The sequence below is a fragment of the Streptomyces sp. NPDC050988 genome, assembly GCF_044456225.1.
In the GTDB taxonomy this organism is placed as follows: Bacteria; Actinomycetota; Actinomycetes; order Streptomycetales; family Streptomycetaceae; genus Streptomyces.
Map to the genome: position 1 here is coordinate 681,243 of NZ_JBITFQ010000001.1, position 17,225 is coordinate 698,467.

General features: G+C 70.7%; 10 protein-coding genes, 1 pseudogene and 1 riboswitch. Of the genes and pseudogenes, 4 read left to right on the forward strand and 7 right to left on the reverse strand.

Annotated elements, in window-relative coordinates; genetic code table 11:
- Positions 1-110 precede the first annotated feature (110 nt).
- Together ACIBEI_RS02975 and ACIBEI_RS02980 are read left to right on the forward strand one after the other, a co-directional pair.
- A complete protein-coding gene (locus ACIBEI_RS02975; protein WP_398884417.1) occupies positions 111-1,961 on the forward strand; it encodes a helix-turn-helix domain-containing protein in 1,851 nt (616 codons plus the stop codon).
- A gap of 175 nt (positions 1,962-2,136) precedes the next feature.
- Positions 2,137-3,207, forward strand: a complete 1,071-nt coding sequence (locus ACIBEI_RS02980; RefSeq protein ID WP_398884419.1) for a LacI family DNA-binding transcriptional regulator — start codon at positions 2,137-2,139, stop codon at positions 3,205-3,207.
- A 37-nt stretch (positions 3,208-3,244) separates the two neighbouring features.
- Here ACIBEI_RS02980 and ACIBEI_RS02985 read toward each other — a convergent pair whose 3' ends face one another.
- The 3 genes from ACIBEI_RS02985 to ACIBEI_RS02995 form a co-directional block, all read right to left on the reverse strand.
- Positions 3,245-4,492 (reverse strand): alginate lyase family protein, encoded by a 1,248-nt coding sequence (locus ACIBEI_RS02985; protein WP_398884421.1) that lies wholly within the window; start codon positions 4,490-4,492, stop codon positions 3,245-3,247.
- A gap of 364 nt (positions 4,493-4,856) precedes the next feature.
- Positions 4,857-6,611, reverse strand: coding sequence for a putative Ig domain-containing protein (locus tag ACIBEI_RS02990; RefSeq protein ID WP_398884423.1), 1,755 nt, complete (start codon positions 6,609-6,611; stop codon positions 4,857-4,859).
- 164 nt (positions 6,612-6,775) lie between these two features.
- Positions 6,776-8,374, reverse strand: a complete 1,599-nt coding sequence (locus ACIBEI_RS02995; RefSeq protein ID WP_398884425.1) for a glycoside hydrolase family 43 protein — start codon at positions 8,372-8,374, stop codon at positions 6,776-6,778.
- Between the two features lie 798 nt (positions 8,375-9,172).
- On the opposite strand from ACIBEI_RS02995, the pseudogene ACIBEI_RS03000 reads away from it, so the two are divergent.
- Positions 9,173-10,207, forward strand: a pseudogene (locus tag ACIBEI_RS03000) (RNA polymerase sigma factor); the annotation flags it as partial.
- Between the two features lie 147 nt (positions 10,208-10,354).
- On the opposite strand, the gene ACIBEI_RS03005 reads toward ACIBEI_RS03000, so the two are convergent.
- From ACIBEI_RS03005 to ACIBEI_RS03020, 4 genes are all read right to left on the reverse strand, one after another.
- Entirely contained in the window at positions 10,355-12,742 is a 2,388-nt protein-coding gene (locus ACIBEI_RS03005; RefSeq protein WP_398884427.1) for a SpoIIE family protein phosphatase, read from the reverse strand.
- Positions 12,743-12,862: 120 nt separating this feature from the next.
- Positions 12,863-14,275 (reverse strand): NtaA/DmoA family FMN-dependent monooxygenase, encoded by a 1,413-nt coding sequence (locus ACIBEI_RS03010; protein WP_398884429.1) that lies wholly within the window; start codon positions 14,273-14,275, stop codon positions 12,863-12,865.
- Between the two features lie 22 nt (positions 14,276-14,297).
- A complete protein-coding gene (locus ACIBEI_RS03015; protein WP_398884431.1) occupies positions 14,298-15,572 on the reverse strand; it encodes an LLM class flavin-dependent oxidoreductase in 1,275 nt (424 codons plus the stop codon).
- Between the two features lie 74 nt (positions 15,573-15,646).
- A complete protein-coding gene (locus ACIBEI_RS03020; RefSeq protein ID WP_398884433.1) occupies positions 15,647-15,769 on the reverse strand; it encodes a putative leader peptide in 123 nt (40 codons plus the stop codon).
- A 283-nt stretch (positions 15,770-16,052) separates the two neighbouring features.
- Positions 16,053-16,198: riboswitch (SAM riboswitch) on the forward strand.
- Between the two features lie 209 nt (positions 16,199-16,407).
- Here ACIBEI_RS03020 and ACIBEI_RS03025 point away from each other — a divergent pair.
- Entirely contained in the window at positions 16,408-17,118 is a 711-nt protein-coding gene (locus ACIBEI_RS03025; RefSeq protein ID WP_398884435.1) for a glutathione S-transferase C-terminal domain-containing protein, read from the forward strand.
- The last annotated feature ends 107 nt before the right edge of the window (positions 17,119-17,225 follow it).

Consider the following 17,225-nt stretch of genomic DNA (forward strand, 5'->3'; position numbering starts at 1 on the left):
TCGGCAGGGCACAGGTGCGGGTCCGACGGGACACCGGCGCGGGGCGCGGAACAGAGCGGGGGCGCCCCTTTGTTACCTCTTCAACCATGCCCGGTACGGTGGGAGGCGCCGTGACGACCACCGAAGAGTCCCCCGCCCGTCCCGCTCTCACGCCGCTGCGCCAGGCGCGAGAGCGGTTCCTGACGGGACGCCCGCTGCCCGACGGAGTACCGGACGAGATCGTCGCCGCCTGGCGGCGTGCCCGCTTCTTCGGCGTACGGCACGACCTGACGGAACCCGCCGAGCCCCTGCCTCCCGTGCAGTCGGCCCTGCTGACCGCCGCGCGGCCCGTGCTCGAACGGCTCGCCCCCGCCCTCGCCTCGGGGCAGTCGTCCCTCGTCCTCACCGACGAGCGGCTGCGCGTGCTCTGGTCGGCCGGGAGCGGGCCCGGCGACGAGAAGTGCCACGACATGTCCGAGCAGGAGGTCGGGCACAACAGCGCGGCCCTCGCCCTGCGCACCCGGCGTCGCGCGGAGGTGCACGGCCCCGAGCACTTCCTCGACCTCTGGCAGGACGTGTCCGCCGTCAGCGTTCCGGTGCTGGCCCCGGAGAACGGCCAGGTCCTGGGCACGGTGACCGTCGCGTGCGGCCTGTGCACCGGATGCACACCGCATCCGGGCGCCGCCCTCGCCGAGGCCACGGCGACGGCCGTCGAGGCGGAGCTGCTGGCGCGGTCCCGCACGACGGAACGAGTGCTGCTCGACGCCTTCCAGCGGGCCGCCGCGCGGCCGGGGGCGGCGGTCGTGGCGCTCGACGGCAAGAACCGGCTGCTGAGCGACGCGGCGGCGGGAATGCTGTCGCCGGGCGCGGTGGCGGTGTTGGAGCGGACCGCGGCGGCGAACGGCCCGGGGCGGGACGACACCGACCTCTCCGAGTCGTACGGCCCCTGTGAGCCGGCCGGCCCTTCTGAGGCGTACGGCGGCTCCGAGCCGACCCGCCCGCCCGAGCCCTACGACTCGGCACGGAGCAGGAACGGTTCCGCCGCCTACGACCTCGAACTCCCCGACGGCACGGGCACGGCGCATGTCACCCCCGTACGCCACGAGGGCGCCGTCATCGGTGTGGTCGCCGTGGTCGAGCCGCCCACCGACGAAGCCGTGCGACCGCACACGCAGCAGCCCCGTGTCGCGCTCGCCGGGCGCTCGGTCCCCTGGCGTCACGCGACGGCGAAGGCCGCGGAGCTGGCCCGTTCCCGGGAGCCCCTGCTCCTGACCGGGGAACGCGGCACCGGAAAGACGGCCCTGGCAAGGGAGTTGCTGAGGGCGCGCGGGGATCTGGATCCGCTGGTCGTGGACGCGGCGGAGGGCCCGGTCGATGAAACCGGCAGCTGGACAACGGCACTGGCTAGCGACCGCGCGCTCCTCCTGCGCCATGCCGAGCGCCTCGCCCAGGCCGACGTCGCCGCCCTCAACTCCCTGCTCGACGAACGCCCGGACGCGCCCCTGCTCCTCACCTACACACCCGGTACTCCCCCGGGTCCCTGTCTCCAGCGGTTGCTCGACACCCTGGCCGTCCGATCGGCGACCCTCCCGGCGCTGCGCGAACGCCCGGACGACATCAGGGAGTTGCTCCCCGAGCTGGCGCCGAAGCCCGTACCGGGACGGCCGCCTCTCACCTGGACGCTGGACGCGCTACGGGCCATGGAACGCCATCCGTGGCCCGGGAACATCACGGAACTCGCCCATCTCGTCCGGGCGTTGGCCGAGCACCGCCAGGTGGCAGGCCCGGTGCGGCGCACCGAACTCCCGGACCTCGTCCGGGAGGGCCCCGCGACACGGCAGTTGAGCCCGATGGAACTCGCCGAACGCACCGCCATCCTGGAGTCGCTGCGCCGCCACGGCGGCAACAAGGCACGGGCCGCGGCGGCGTTGGGCATCGCCCGCGCGACGCTGTACCGAAAGCTGCGAGGCTATTCGCTGTGACAGCGGAATGCCGCTCCCTGTGACTGCTGAATTCCGCCCCCTCCCCGTCCGCCGTTCCCCCTGCTAGCCTCCGGCCCGGGAACCGGTTGCCACGAGCGTTGCCGCACTTCCCAGGGGTGGGGCGTACCCGGACGGCGGACGAGTCGCTTCCGGGGCGGAGAAGAGGGGGCGGGTCATGACCAGGAAGACCACCGGCGACGTCGCGGGCCGACGCACCATCCGGGACGTGGCCGCACGGGCCGGCGTGTCGGCGTCCACGGTGTCGCGTGTCCTCGGCGGCGACTACCCGGTCAGCACCTCGACCCGTACCCGCGTGATGCGGGCGGTCCGCGACCTGGACTATGTGGCGGACGCCCGCGCCAAGGCCATCGCGGGGGCGGGCACTCCCACGCTCGCGTTCGTCCTGGACGACATCACGGGCCCGTCCTTCGCGCACATGGCACACGGCGTGGAACGCGAGGCGACCCGTCTCGGCCATCTGTCCCTCGTGTGCAGCACGGACGGCGACGCCGAACGCCAGCTGGAGTTCATCGAGATGATGCGCGCCCAGCGTGCCGCCGCGGTGATCCTGGTCGGCGGCACCGCGGACACCGCCGAGTACCGCGAACGCATGGCCCGTATCGCGGACTCCCTGGCGTCCGCGGGCTCCCGGCTGGTCCTCTGCGGCCGTCCGCCCCTGGACCCGGGGACGCCGGTGACCGTCATCGAGTACGACAACGAGAGCGGAGCGTACGCGCTCTGCGCCCATCTCCTCGCCCAGGGCCACCGCCGTGTCCTCTTCCTGGGCGGCAAACCGTCCAACACCACGGCCCAGGGCCGCGAGCAGGGCTACCTCGCGGCCCACCGGGCCCGCGGCGTCACCCCGGACCCGGCCCTCCGCCTCTTCGGCGACTTCACCCGCGACTCGGGCCACCGCCTCGTCCGCCAGGCCCTCGCCCAGGGCCTCGACTTCACAGCGGTCATGGCCTCCACCGACATGGTCGCCTCGGGAGCGCTGACCGCCCTGCACGAGGCGGGGCTCTCGGTCCCGGAGGACGTCTCGCTGGTCGGCTACGACGACATCCCCTTCGCCCGGGACCTCAATCCGCCGCTGACCACCGTCCATGTCCCCTACGAGGACCTGGGCCGGCTCGCGGTCCGCACAGCCCTGACCCGCACCCCGGACGCCCCCGACGAACACCTCCTCCTGGGCACGCACGTGGTCGTACGGGCTTCGGTGGCGCCCCCGCCGGACACACGTCGGTGACCGGCGGACCGCGCCGCCAAGTGCCGGGCGGCAGCGCCTACTTGGCGTACATCAGCGTCCCGAAGCCGAGCTGGTCGAAGCCTCCGCTGCTGGCGCCGTAGTCACCCCCGCCGCCCTCGGGCCGCGCGCTCTCGGCCATGGCGGTGATGTACGGGACGGACAGCCCGCGCCGGCGGGCGTAGTGGTAGTGGAGGATGTCCCACACCGGCCTGACCTGGCCCCGGCCCGAGGCCGAGATCACGGTGTGCGCCTGCTGGGCGCAGTTCTGGCCCGAACCCCACGTGTACCTCGTGAAGGGCACGTCCTGTCCGAGGTTGTACTTGGCGACGTACTGGGCGGCCTTCATGAACCGGTTGTCGCCGTAGCCGTACAGGTCCTCGCCCTGCGACCAGGCCATCTCGCAGAACGCGCCCATCTGGCCGATGCCCATCATGGTGTGGCCCTGGTCGCGCCCGCTCTCCTGCCACTGGGCGAGCCCCTCCGAGTCGTACACGAACGGGACGGCGTGGTTGATGGAGCCGTTGCCCGCGCCGTTCTTGAAGTAGTTCACGGCCTGGTCGTACTTGGCGGCGTCGTCGCAGAGAATGCCGATCGCCAGGACCGAGTTCATGTTGCACAGGTCCCAGTTGGCCCAGTAGTTGGTGATGCAGGCGTCGTTGTGACCGTTCAGGAACTGGTTGTTGAGCGGGTAGAAGACGTTGAGCATCATCCGCTTGAACCGTTCGAGGTCGAACCCGCTGTAGCCGCGCATGAGTTCGGCGGCGTTCGCGAACTGGTAGCCGTAGATCCCGGCGGCCAGGAAACGGTCGGCGTTCCCGGTGACCGTGGTGAGCGTGGCCGACCAGGCGTTGAGGATGTCGCGGGCCTTGTCGCCGTGGGCCGTGGTCCCGGCGATCCTCCAGCGCAGGGCGTTCTGGTAGGCGGCGTGGATGTCGTTGTACAGGAGGCTGTAGTTCTCGCCGGTGCCGCCGCGGATGATCGTGGCCTGCGGCCTGGGGGCCCAGGTGCTCGCGGAGTGGGAGTTGGCGGTCAGCCGGTTCCAGCCGGACAGCCAGGGCTCGTTCCCCGCGGCGACCCGTACCTTGGCCCGGTTGAGTTCGCCGTACGCGTGCAGCGTGCCCGGGTGGGTGAAGGTCGCCGGGGCCGCCGCCGCGGTACTGCCGGTGAGGGCCGTGGCGGAGGCACCGACCGCTAGGGCCGCGGTGAGACCACCCGCGGTCCTCAGCAGACCTCGGCGGCTCAACTCCGTGCTGGGGAGGTGCTGGTGGGGGGATGTGCGGCTCATTGTGTGCATCTCCAATCCTGGGAAGGATCAGCGGCCCGGAGGCAGCACGGGAGCACACCCGCACTGCGGGGGACCGTTCAGGTGGGGGGCGTCGCCGAAGCCGGGGATCTCTCCCTCGGCGAGGGGGTCCGGGCGACGCCGTCATCGGGGGAAACAGCCGCGCCCAAGGCAGTCCCGGTGCGCTTCGGTCACGGCACAGTCGCGGCACGGTGGGGAGGCTGACGGTCGCCGCCACCCACCCCGAGTTGCTGCCGCTTGCCTCCTGCGGGTTGGTGGCGGAGACCGAGCAGTAGTACGTACGGCCCGCGCGTACTGCTCGGTTCGCACGGAAGGCGTTTCCGGTCCCGACACGACCGACTCCCTCTCACACGTTCCGGACGGTGAGCCTGAGGGACTTGGTCGCCGTGCCCGCCGCGTTCGTGGCCGAGACGGTGACCGTGCCGGTGCCGGGCTCCTTCGGGGTCCCGGAGATCAGCCCCGTGGCCTTGTCGATGACCAGGCCCTTCGGCAGCCCCTCCGCGTCGAACGACGTCGGCAGGGCGGTCGCGGTGACGAGGTGGTTGAAGGCGCGGTTCCTGATGGCCGTCGCCTCGCCCGCGCTGGTGACCACCGGGGCCACCGTGGAGGCAGCCGTCGCCTCGTCGAGGAAGCGAAGGTTCCACACGTGCTCGTTGGCGAACATCGGCACCATGTCGGTGGTCAGGAACCAGCCCGGCTTCTCCATCCCGTCGTGCACGACCGTGCCGTTGACCGTCAGGTTCTGGAAGGTGACGTTCTTGACGGGCCGGTCGGCGTCGTAGCCGGCCAGGACCGCCGTGTCCGCATGCGTGCCGTCGTACGTCAGGTTCCGCACGTACACGTCCTCGATGCCCCGGCCGGGTGAGGCGTTGTACCGGTTGGCCATGACCCGCAGGTTGACCAGCTGGCCACGGGTGAAGTCCTCGACCCGGACGTCCTGGATGCGGACGTTCCGGATGAGGTTGGAGTCACCGGGATTGAGGGCGAGGCAGCCCTGGTAGAGCACCTGCGGCTCGCGGTGCTGGAGGACGTCGATGTTGCTCAGGACGATGTTCTCGATGACCTCGGGCTTCTCCGGGTTCCCGTGCGTGCCGATGTTCACCGGGTGTGCGACATCGGCCCACAGGGTGGAGTCGCGGACGGTGACGTTGCGGCAGTCCCCGTAGTAGTCCCAGCGGTGGGCGTAGACGGCGACACAGTCGTCGCTGTTCCGCATGAAAACGCCCTCGATCAGGACGTCCTCGCTGCTGAACACGTCGATCCCGTCGCCCCATTGGCCACAGCTGTACGAGTGCAGGTTGCGGACGGTGACCTGCCGGGACTGGCCGATGGCGCAGGAGTAGCCGGTCCTCGGGTCGAGGACGAGGATGCCGTCGATCTCGATGTTCCTGGAGAACGCCACCGTGGTGCCGCCGTCCGTGTCGTACAGGATGCCCCGGCCGATCAGCCGGGCGTTCTCCACGTCGGTGAAGTCGACCCGGGCCTTGAGCACCGCGCCGCCGGCCAGGTAGACCGTCTTCCCGCTGGGCACCCGCAGCACGTCGTCCGGGACGGTGTGGATGCCGGTGCCGAAGTAGAGGACGTCGGGGTCGTGGGCGTCGGGCCGCTGCCGCTCGATCGGGTTGGCGTGCAGATGGAGGTTGCCGTAGAGGTCCCCGTCGATCTCGACGGAGAGGTTGCGCGGCCCGGTGAGGCTGAAGCGGACGGTGTCGCCGCTCACCTCGTGCTCTACGGCGTACGACAAGGGGCGGATGCGTACGGAGCCGATGGCGCCCTTGGCGGAGGTGACCTCGACCTCGACCGTGCCGGTGAAGTCCAGGTTGGCGACCGAGGAGTTCCTGACGAGGCCCGCGCCGGTCGTCTCGTCGACGGTCCTCGTCCGGGCACGCAGAACGGGCACCGTCCGCCACCCGCCGCCGGGTGTGCGGGCCTTGACGGAGAAGCCGGTGTTGAGCGGCAGCCCCGTCGGCACGGGATGCACCACCAGCCGGTCGGCGGCCACCGGTCCGTCCTCGGCTCCATCCTCCGCTCCTGCGGTGCCGACCGCCGACGGGGTGAGGAAGGGACCTCGGCCGAGGGGAGCGACGGCGGGTGAGCGCATCAACTGGTCATCTCCTGCTTCGGGTTGTGTGCGACGACGATCTCGACAACCGGTTTCTATGAGTGGGTGCGCAGAGCTTCTTCCTGTCCGGAAACGGCGTCAAGGGTCCTCGCCGACTCTCGAAAGGAACCGGTGAGCAGGCGGTCGGCAGGTCGGCAGATCTCCTACTGCCGGCCGTCGAGCTCCCGCATCTCGAACCAGTCGAAGTCCGCCGGGGTCCGGGTCCCGCCGAGGTCCTGCGCGCAGATGCCGACGAAGGCGCCGGTGAACCGCAGCCGTTCCCCGTAGTCGTCGGAGAGCCTGCTCGCGTCCAGGACGGGGCCCACGGCATGCCAGTCCGTGCCGTCGGGCGACGCGGAGAAGCGAAGTTCCACGCCCTCGAACCGGGCCCGCAGATGCACCAACGGCCAGTCGTCCGTGGCGAGTTCGCTGTCCGGGAGTTCCCCGTACGCGCCGTCGTCGGTGAGGACCACGCCCAGGACGCGGTCCCGGCCCTCGACATGGGTGAGGCGGAGATAGAAGTGCGTCGAGGTGTCGTACCAGCAGATGAGGCCCGCGAGTTGACTGAAGTGCGAGGGGCGGAAGTCGACGACCGTCGTCGCCTCGCAGCACACCGAGGTGAGCCGCCGCGCGACCAGGCTCTGGTCGAACCGCGAGTGCGGGCTCTGTCTGCCGCGCAGCCGCAGATGTCCGGGACGCTCGCGAAGGGTCAGCCAGTCGGGGGTGGCGGGGACTCGGAGTGTGCTCCAACCCCCGTCCAGGGAGGGCGAGTCGAAGTGGTCCCGGGTGACAGGCGCGGCAACCGGTCCCGGCGCCACCCCCGTGGGCGCCGGGACCTCCAGGCTCGGCCGCCGCCCTCCGTCCGCCAGTCGCAGCCAGCCGTCGTCCGTCCAGGTCACGCGTTGCAGACAGGTCTCCCGGCCGAGGACGCAGCGCGGCCCGTCCGGCGTCCGTACGGGTCTGGAGGCCAGGTGGGCGAGGTACCACTCCCCCTCCGGCGTCTCGACCAGCTCACCGTGTCCGGCCTTCTGCAGCGGCCACTCCGGGACGTCGCGCGTCGTCAACAGCGAGCCGTCCGGGTCGAGTTCGTAGGGTCCGGTCAGCTCGCGCGAGCGGGCCATCAGGATGCCGTGGTTCCAGCCGGTGCCGCCCTCGGCGAGCATCAGGTAGTACCAGCCGTCGCGCCGGTAGACGTTGGGCCCCTCGATCAGCTCCTCGTGGGTGAGGATCGTGCGTGGCTGTCCGACCAGGGCACGCTTGTCGGCGTCGTACTCCTGGAGCAGGATCCCGGCGAAGGACGGGTGGCCCTCGCGCGGATCCCACTGGATGTTGAGCAGCCAACTGCGGCCGTCCTCGTCGTGGAAGAACGACGGGTCGAAGCCGGAGGAGTTGAGGAACACCGGCTCTGACCAGGGGCCGTCGATCGACGGGGCCGTGATCAAGTAGTTGTCGACGTCCTTGTACGGGTGCCCGATGGTCCGCACGATGCTGTACACGAGCCAGAACCCGCCCTCGTGGTGCGAGAGCGAGGGCGCCCACACACCCGCCGAGTCGGCGACTCCTCGGAGATCGAGCAGCTCGGGCCGGTCCAGGATGTGGCCGGCCCGCTCCCAGTGGACGAGATCGGTCGAGCGGTGCACGGGTACGCCCGGGAACCATTCGAAGGTGGAGGTGGCGAGGAAGTACTCCGCGCCGACGCGCAAGATGCTCGGATCCGGGTGGAATCCGGGCAGCACGGGGTTGCTGATGTGGCCCACGGTCATGCAGGTCCCTTCACACGGAGTCCGCCACGCCTCGCTGAGGCGCGCTCAATGTAGGAACCGGTTGCCGCGGGGTCAACGCTCCCATCGCGAGAGCACCACTATTCGAAACTTTCGCTGGGGCCCCGTCAGGGGCGCGGGGAACTGCGCGACCAGCCACGTACGGCCCGCACGCACCCACACGCCCCGAAGTCAACCCGCACCCCTCCCGGCCCAGCGTCCAGCCACCCGCCCGCTGCCGGTCCAGGCCGACCGCCTCGGTCAGCACGTCGAAGCGGCGGAGCACCGCGCGGCCCTCGTCGCCGGTCGCCCTCACCGCGTCCCAGCGGCTGTCCGGCGCGGGCACCGCGACCAGGCGCGCCAACAGGTCGGCGAGGATCCGCAGAGCGGCGTCGTCGTCGGTCAGCGACGACGGAGGCCGTACCGCGTGCCGTGGGGCCGTCCGGCGTCAGTGGCCAGCGGTCCAGGAAGTCCCCGGCGGCGAACTCTTCGGTGATCTCCCCGGAAGTCCGCGTGCTCATCGGTGTCGAAATATGGGCTCACCCAGCCCGTGCGGGCCACGGAATATTGGGCGTTCAGAACCCTTCGAGAAAATCAACCGCGCCGACGACGTGATTCATGTCACCCACATTTCGAGGCAATGCGGGGCCGCCGACCGGGGCTCCGGCGGGTGTACCGTAATGGGGCGAGCCTGATGAAGATTCCCACGCCCAGCAATCAGCACCGTGGACGACGAGAATTCAGGATTCCTGAAGACCGAGGGTCTTGCTCGACATTGTTGAGTTTGCACCAAGAACTGAGGCACGGGAAGAGATGTTGACCGCAATGGAGACGGATACCCCAGAACAAGGGCAGGAGACTCTTCTGGTGTCTCCGGACTACGACGCCGACGCCCCCGAGCCCCGGCTCGGCTCCGACGGCGCCTCGGTGGATCCGGTCCGGGACTACCTGAAGGTGATCGGCCGGGTCCGCCTCCTCAGCGCCGCACAGGAGGTCGACCTCGCCAAGCGGATCGAGGCCGGCCTGTTCGCCGAGCACCGGCTCGAAGAGGAACCCGATCTGGATCCGGCGCTCCGGCGCGAGCTGAAAATCCTCGTCGAGGACGGCCACCGGGCGAAATCCCACCTCATCGAGGCCAACCTCCGCCTGGTCGTCTCCATCGCCAAGCGTTATACGAGACGCGGTCTCAATTTTCTGGACCTGATCCAGGAGGGCAACACAGGTCTGATTCGGGCCGTTGAAAAGTTCGACTACGTCAAGGGTTTCAAGTTCTCGACCTACGCGACCTGGTGGATCAGGCAGGCACTGACACGGGCCCTGGCCGACCAGAGCCGCACGATCCGCATTCCCGTCCACGCGGTCGAGGTCATCAACAGAATGGCCAGGCTCCGCCGGGAGATGCTTCAGGAGCTGGGCGTCGAGCCGACGGTTGGGCAGGTGGCGGAGCGGATGGAACTGCCCGTCTCCAAGGTCATCGAGCTCGACGGGTACACCAAGGACCCGGTGTCGCTGCATCTGCCGCTGGGCGAGGACGGCGGCAGCGAACTCGGCGACGTGATCGAGGACAGCGAGAGCGTCTCCCCCTTCGACGCGGTGACGTTCCTCCTGCTCAAGGACACCATCCAGGAGATCCTCGCCCATATGACCCCGCGTGAGGCGGGCATCATCACCCTGCGGTACGGGCTTCTCGACGGGCAGGCGAAGACCCTGGAGGAGATCGGCCAGGTCTACGGAGTCACTCGCGAGCGGATCCGCCAGATCGAGTCCAAGACGATGTCGAAGCTGCGCCACCCGTCCCGCTCACAGGCCCTGCGCGACTACGTCGGGCTCGACTGAGCCGAGCCGCCCGATTCTTGACTCGGGCCCGGTGCTTGAGGCCGGCCCGACTCGTTGACTCTGCCCGACTCCTTGGCTGCGGCCCGACTCCTTGGCTCCGGCCCGATTCCTGGAGTCCGGCCCGATTCCTTGAGTCCGGTCCGGTGCTCACTGGACCGGCAGTGCCTGCTCCGCCCAGATGGTCTTCCCGGTGCCGCTCGGCCGGGTGCCCCAGCGGTCGGTGAGCTGTGCGACGAGCAGCAGGCCCCGGCCGCCCTCGTCGAAGGTGCGGGCCCTGCGCAGATGGGGCGAGGTGCTGCTGGCGTCGGAGACCTCGCAGATGAGCGTACGGTCGCGGATGAGCCTGAGCTGGATCGGGGAGCCGCCGTAACGGATGGCGTTGGTGACCAGCTCGCTCACGACGAGTTCGGTGACGAAGGCGGCCTCGTCGAGCCCCCAGCGGGTCAGCTGCTCGGTGGCGTACTGCCGGGCCGTGCCGACCAGCGCCGGGTCGGACTCCAGGTCCCAGACGGCCACCTGGTCGGCGTCCAGGGCACGGGTACGGGCCAGGAGCAGCGCCACGTCGTCGGCGGGGCGCTGCGGGAGCAGGGCCTTGAGGACGTTGTCGCAGGTGTCCTCCAGATTCCGGGCCGGGGCGGCCAAGGCCGTGCAGAGGGCGGCGGTGCCCACGTCCACGTCGACATCGCGGGCCTCGACGAGACCGTCCGTGTAGAGGGCGAGTACGGCACCTTCGGGCACGTCCAGCTCGATGGCCTCGAACGGTAGGCCGCCGACGCCGAGCATCGGTCCCGCGGTGACCTCGACGACCTTCACCGTTCCGTCCGGGAACAGGACGACGGGCGGCGGGTGGCCGGCGGAGGCGACGGTGCAGCTGCGGGACACCGGGTCGTACACCGCGTACAGGCAGGTGGCGCCGATCTCGCCGATCATCGCGCTCTCGTCGGCCGCGAGGTGTCCGACCAGGTCGTCCAGGTGTGTGAGCAGTTCGTCCGGCGGCAGGTCGACATCGGCGAGGGTCCAGACCGCCGTACGGAGCCGGCCCATGGTGACGGAGGCGTGCAGGCCGTGTCCGACGACGTCCCCGACGACCAGCGCCACCCTGGTCCCGGACAGCGGGATCACATCGAACCAGTCGCCGCCCACTCCCGCCTGCGACAGCGCCGGAAGGTAACGGGAGGCGAACTCGACGGCCGCCTGTACCGCCATCACCTGGGGCAGCAGGCTGCGCTGCAGGGCCAGCGCGGTGGTGCGTTCGCGGGTGTAGCGGCGGGCGTTGTCGACGCAGACGGCCGCCCGGCTGGACAGTTCCTCGGCCAGCGACACATCGTCCGGGTCGAAGGCGTCGGGGTGCTCGGGGGTGAGGATCCGTACGAGGACGGCCACGCCCAGTGTCGTGCCGCGGGCCACCAGCGGTACGGCCATCAGCGACAGCTCGTGGTCCTCGCCCTCGCGCAGCTTGGCGGAGCGGGCGCCGTGCCCGGCGAACCAGGTGTCGAGGCCGCTGTCGCCGCTCCGGGTGAGCACCGGTTCGCCGGTCGCCAGGGCGCGGGCGGGCGGGGAGAAGGCCGGGTAGACGTCGGCGGCCCCCAGGTCGATGGCCGCCTCCGGCACACCGGGGGTGTCGGAGTGGTGGGCGACCCGGCGCAGCTCCACACCGCCCTCCACCGGCCCCGTCGCCGGTTCCTCGCCCTGGAGCACCGAGTCCAGCAGGTCGACGCTGACGAAGTCGGCGAGCCGGGGCACGGCCAGTTCGGCCAGTTCACGAGCGGTCTGGATCACGTCGAGCCTGGTGCCGATGGAGCCGGCGGCCTCGTTCAGCAGGGCCAGCCGCTGTCGCGCCCAGTACTGCTCACTGCTGTCGAACCCGGCCAGCGCGGTGCCCAGCAGCTCTCCGGTCCGGTCCCGCACCGGCCACATCTCGAAGCTCCAGGCGTGCATGCGACGGCCGGACGGCGAGCGGGTCCAGCTCTCGTAGTGCACCGGCTGCCCGGTCTCCGCGACGATCTCCAGATGGCGCAGGAAGCCGCGGCTGTGCTCGGCGTTCTCCACGGTGTCGGGGAAGTACCGGTACTGGAACGCCTCCTCGGGCTGCCCCATGACCTGGCACGCGAAGTCGTTCATCCGCAGATAGCGCTGCCCGGTGTCGAAGATCGACATGGACATCGACGCCTGCTCGAAGGCCAGCTCGCCCAGGCCCCGCCCGTCCGCGTCCGGAGTCGTGGTGACGACGAACCCAGGCCGCCGCCCCTTCCCGCCCTGCAGCGGGCACATCCGCAGCGCCAGCTCCAGCCGCCGCCCGTCCTTGTGGCGCACGGCCACGATCGCGTCGCCGTGTGTCAGCAGAGCCCGCCGGGCCGCCGCGGGCTCGCCCGCCACCAGCTCCGACGCCGGCCGCCCGGTCACGTCCTCGGCCGTGTACCCCGTCAGCAGCCGTGCGCCCTCGCTCCAGCCCGTGACATCGCCGCTCGCGTCGACCACCGCCATGGCGTCACCGGCCGTGGCCGCCGGTCCTCCGTCGCGCGGCAATGTCACCATGTGTACAAGAATCGTCCCCTTCGGCATCCGTATCAAGCCAGCTGACCGGTTTCGACCCCCACTCCGCGGGCCCGTGCCTACACGCCCGTGCCCACACGATCGGGATGACGGCCCGTACGTTCACGAAGTCAGCCGCTCACCCCGCTCACCGAGGCCGGCGGCGGCGTCGGCGTCGGCATTCGTACGGGAATCGGGATGGGCCAGGCCCAGGTGGTCGCGCAGGGTCGTGCCCTCGTACTCCGTGCGGAACACTCCGCGCTCCTGGAGCAGCGGGACCACCGTGTCGGCGAAGGCGTCCAGGCCGCCGGGGGTGATGTGCGGGACGAGGATGAAGCCGTCGCTCGCGTCGGCCTGGACGAAGTCGTCGATGGTGGCCGCGATCGTGGCCGGGGAGCCGACGAAGGCCTGGCGGTTGCCGGTCTCGATGACCAGGTCGCGGATGGACCAGTTGTTGGCGGCCGCGCGCTCCCGCCACTCGCGGGCGGTGGCCAGCGGGTCGCGGTACATCCGGACCTGGGCCCGGCCGCGCGCGACGGTGTGCTCGCCGAGGTCGGGGTCGATGTCGGGCAGCGGGCCGTCGGGGTCGTACGCGGACAGGTCGCGGTTCCAGACGAACTCCAGGTGCTTGATGGCGGTCGCCCCGCTGACCTGCTGCCGGCGCACCTCGCGGGCCAGTTCCTCCGCCTCGGCGTCCGTGTCGCCGAGGACGAACGTCGCGGCGGGCAGGATCAGCAGTTGGTCGGGCGTACGGCCGTAGCGGGCCAGGCGTGCCTTGACGTCCGTGTAGAACGCCTGGCCGTCCTTGAGGGTGGCGTACCGGCTGAAGATCGCGTCGGCACTGGCGGCGGCGAACTCGCGGCCCTCCTCGGAGTCGCCGGCCTGGAAGATCACCGGGCGGCCCTGCGGGGAGCGCGGGACGTTGAACTGTCCCTCGATGTCGAAGTGTTGGCCCTGGTGGACGAAGGCGCCGGCCTTCGCGTCGCGCAGGAAGGTGCCCGTGTCCCGGTCGGCGACGATCTCGTCGCCGTGCCAGGAGTCGAAGAGTTCGTTCGCGGTGGCCAGGAACTCCCTGGCCCGGGAGTAGCGCTCGTCCTGCGGGAGGAAGCCGCCGCGGCGGAAGTTCTCGCCGGTGAAGGCGTCCCAGGAGGTGACGACGTTCCAGGCGGCGCGCCCGTCCGAGAGGTGGTCCAGGCTGGCGAACTGGCGGGCCACCTCGTAGGGCTCGTTGAACGTGGAGTTGATGGTGCCGGTCAGGCCGAGGTGCTGGGTGACGGCGGCCAGCGCGGTGAGGACGGTGAAGGTGTCGGGGCGGCCGACGACGTCCAAGTCGTAGATCTTTCCGCCCTGTTCGCGCAGTCGCAGCCCTTCGGCGAGGAAGAGGAAGTCGAACTTGGCGCGTTCGGCAGTGCGGGCGAAGTGCGTGAAGGAGCTGAACTCGATGTGGCTGCCGGCCTCCGGGTCGCTCCAGACGGTGGTGTTGTTGACGCCGGGGAAGTGGGCGGCCAGGTGGATCTGCTTCAGCGGCTTGCTCATGGTCCTGGGGTCTCCGTCCGGCTCAGGCGGTGGCGTTGGCAGAGGCGTTGGCGTGGGCGTTGGCGACAGCAGTCCCGGTGGCGTTGGCGGCGTAGCGGTTCGCCGGGCGGGCGAGCCCGAGCAGTCCGCGCAGGGTGTCGGCCTCGTAGGCGCGGCGGAAGGCGCCCCGGCGCTGGAGTTCGGGGACAAGCCCCTGGGTGATGGCCGGCAGGTCGTGGCCGAGGACGGCTGGGCGCAGCCGGAAGCCGGTCAGCCCGGCCGACGACAACTCCTGAAGCAGGTCGGCGAGTTGGGCGGGCGTGCCGGTGAAGACGCGGGCGTCGCTGGTGAACGGCTGTCCCGCGAGGATGTCGAGGCGGTCCTTGCGGGCGGCCGCGGCGGCCGGATCGTCGTCGAGGAACACCACCAAGTCGCCGAAGACGTGCAGGGGTTGGCCGGCGCGGCCCGCGAGGGCCTGTTCGGCGCGGATCTCGGCGACTATCGCGCGGGCCTGGTTGGTGTCGTGCGGGGTGACGTAGCCGATGTCGGCGGCGCGGGCCACCAGCCGGTACGGCACGGTCTGGTGGGCGAGGGCGCTGACGACGGGCTGGCCCTGGGGCGGACGCGGGGTGATGGAGGGGCCCTTGACGCTGAAGTGCGGGCCCTCGAAGTCGATGTAGTGGAGCTTGTCGCGGTCGACGAAGCGGCCGGTCGCCACGTCCCGAATCTCGGCGTCGTCCTCCCAGCTGTCCCAGAGTCTGCGTACGACCTCGACGTAGTCGGCCGTCTCGTCGAAGAGTTCGGTCACGACGTCCTGTGTGGCCGGGCTGTCGTAGGCGTCCAGACGGGGCAGGGTTCGGCGACCGAAGTGCGCGGCCTCGTTCTGGCGTGCCGTCAACTGCACCCGCAGGCCTGCCCGGCCGGAACTCACATGGTCGAGGGTGGCAATGGCCTTGGAGATGTGGAACGGCTCCGTGTGCGTGGCCACCACGGTCGGCACCAGACCTATGTGGCGAGTCAGTGGGGCGACCCGGGCGGCGACGAGAACGGCGTCGAGCCGGCCGCGGACCTGGTCGGTCCGCCCGTCCGGCTCGATGAAGTGCGAGGACTGCGGTCCGAGGCCGTCCTCGAAGGTCACGAAGTCGAGGAGACCGCGCTCGGCCTCGGCGACGAGACCGGCCCAGTACCCGGCGGTGAACAACTCCCGGGGCCGGGCCACCGGTTCGCGCCAGGCGGCGGGGTGCCAGCCGGCGCCGTCGAGCGCCACGGCGAGGTGCGGATGCGCGGAGGAGGGCAGGGCAGAAGGTGCTGAGGACACGAGAGGTGTGCCTTCCTGATCGTCCGTACGAGAAAGCCGGCCCTCGTCGGAGGGCGCGGCCGCGTGGATTCAGGTCAGGGGCAACAGAGCGCGCCGGCGACGCGCAGCAGGTCGATGTGCGGCCGGGAGTAGAGGCGTACGCGATGGAGCGGGGCGGCCTTCGGGACGCTGCGGCGGGACACGGTTCGCGCTCGCACGTGCGTCACCTCCGCCCTTCCGGCTCGGCGGACCGGGGGCCCGCCGACCTCGCGTGCGCGGACCCTCGATCGGGCACCGCCTCGTCGTCAACGAGCACAACAGTACGGCTGCGCCCTTTCTTCCGGCCAGCGAGAGTTCCTGTTCCGACGGCTTCCGGGAGTTCCTGTCGGGAGGCATCTCATCACGAGATACGCAGCCGGTCCCGTGGTCCGGCGGCCGGGTGCCCAGCTGCTGAGACGCCGTCTTGACGGTCCCGCGGAGCGCATCAACACTGGCGGGGACGGTCACGATTGCCAGCGCCCGTCGTGCGGGGACTCCCCGTTCGTGCGGTCATCGGCCCCGGCCCGCTGGCAGGCAACCCTTCCACCGCGACGGGGTGCCCCGGGTGACGACCGGGTTCCGCCGGAGCGGCGGGGCAAGCGTGGTCTCGCGTCTCGCGAGCCCCGACGGCAGGACCGGTGGGAATTGTCCAGGAACGGCTTGACGAGGCGCCTGCACATCGATTTGTCGCGTGTCTCCAGCGCTTACTGATCCGCCACGCGTCCGACCGATCCGGACCTGTACGGCAGCGCAGTCACTCCGTTCCGCCACTGGCGCCCACGAGGCGGCCAGGGCCCCGCGTTCCCCCTGGAGAGTCATGCCCGAGACAGTTTCCCGCGGTTCCAGCAGCACTGACACCTTCACGACGGCGGCCTCCCACACGACCGCCTGCCACTCGTCCGGCCGTGGCACGGCCGCCGGCGGCACTGCCCTCCCCGGTCCGGCCGTCCCCGGTCCGGCCGCCCGTCCGCACCGCTTCCGCGGCCGTATCGGCGTCGGTCTCGCGGGCGGCTTCTACCCGGCCCCGCACCGCTACCAGCTGTATCTGTCCGAGGCCTGTCCCTACTCGGGACGCGTGGCGGTCGTCCTCGATCTGCTCGGCCTCAAGGGCGCGCTCACCACGACGGTCCTGAAGCTCCCCGCCGAGACACCCGATGCCTTCGCGTCACTGCGCGGCGCGTACGAGGCGACCTGGCACCACTACGACGGCCCGCTCACCGCGCCCGCGCTGTGCGACCGCTGGAGCGGACGCGTCGTCAGCAACCACACGCCCGACATCCTCCGCGACCTCGCCGGCCTGCTCGCCGACGGGGCATGCGAGTCGGCACTGGATCGGCTCGACCGGCAACTCGCCGGCCATCCCTATGTGTCGGGCGACGAACTCGGCGCCGCGGATCGGGACCTCTGGGTGACACTCACCCACCTCGACCACTTCGACGCGGCGGGCACCCTCGCTCCGTACCGCCACATCGAGGAGTACGTACGACGCCTCGGCGATCACCCGGACCTCGCCGTCGACGAGCACTGAGTGCTCAGCACCGACCCACGGGCCGGTGTGACAACTGTGCGGCAGTGGGCCTGAATACGCCTTCCGGATATGCCGATAACGGGGATAGAGAAAGGGAATAGTGAGGG